The following is a 231-nucleotide window of genomic DNA, read 5'->3' as shown; positions in this document are numbered from 1 at the left end:
CAGGCATGTTAACCACTACACCACGGGACCATTTGGTTGCGGGGACAGGATTTGAACCTGCGACCTTCGGGTTATGAGCCCGACGAGCTACCAGACTGCTCCACCCCGCGATGATATAAAGCTTGGCGACGTCCTACTCTCACAGGGGCAAGGCCCCAACTACCATCGGCGCTAGAGAGCTTAACTTCCGTGTTCGGTATGGGAACGGGTGTGACCTCTCTGCCATCGTCA

General features: G+C 56.7%; 1 tRNA gene and 1 rRNA gene. Both read right to left on the bottom strand.

Going from position 1 to position 231, the window contains the following annotated elements:
• Window positions 1-33: 33 nt before the first annotated feature.
• Window positions 34-110 (bottom strand) — tRNA-Met (locus tag MR058_RS23100).
• A gap of 10 nt (window positions 111-120) precedes the next feature.
• Window positions 121-231: ribosomal RNA gene (gene rrf / locus MR058_RS23095) — 5S ribosomal RNA — on the bottom strand; the annotation flags it as partial.

This window comes from Bacillus cereus group sp. BfR-BA-01430 (genome assembly GCF_022663115.1).
In the GTDB taxonomy this organism is placed as follows: Bacteria; Bacillota; Bacilli; order Bacillales; family Bacillaceae_G; genus Bacillus_A; species Bacillus_A cereus_BD.
The sequence above is the reverse complement of the archived record's forward strand: the minus strand, read 5'-3'. Positions and strand labels throughout refer to the sequence as shown.